1 pseudogene is annotated in these 504 nt (G+C 70.8%); it reads left to right on the plus strand.

Going from position 1 to position 504, the window contains the following annotated elements:
* Window positions 1–504, plus strand: a pseudogene (locus tag ADL15_RS54235) (hypothetical protein); the annotation flags it as partial.

Here is a 504-nt window from a genome sequence, read left to right on the forward strand (position 1 = left end):
GCGGTCGTCTGGCCCGTCTTCCTGTTCGTGGCCGTCGAAATCCTGGCCCGCGTGGCCTGGCCCGACGGCCGCACCTGGAAATGGCTGCGCTGGGGCGGTCTGCTCCCGGTCGCTGCCGTCGCCGCACTGGTGTCGTACCGGCACTTGTCCGGCCTCCTCGACCACTACGGCGAGGAAACCATCGTGTGTGTTCTCGGCCCGCTCGCTGTTGACGGGCTGATGGTGATGGCCACCGGCGCCCTGCTGGCGACCAGCCACCACCTGCACACCGTGCCCCTGCCCACCGTGGCCGACGCCTCCGGCGTTGCGGCCCTTAGCCGGCCCTCGGGCTCTGTCGAAACCGACATGGTCCCCGTGGCCTCTGCGCCTTCGGCGCTGACTGCTCCGGCATTGCCGCCGCAGTCCTTGCGACCTGACCGGTCGTCGGTTTCCCCGACTCCGGCAGTCGCCGCCGTTCAACGGCCGATGGTCTCGACCACCCAGGTCGCCACGGCTACCGGCCGC

This window comes from Actinoplanes awajinensis subsp. mycoplanecinus, assembly GCF_001509495.1.
Taxonomy (GTDB): domain Bacteria; phylum Actinomycetota; class Actinomycetes; order Mycobacteriales; family Micromonosporaceae; genus Actinoplanes; species Actinoplanes palleronii.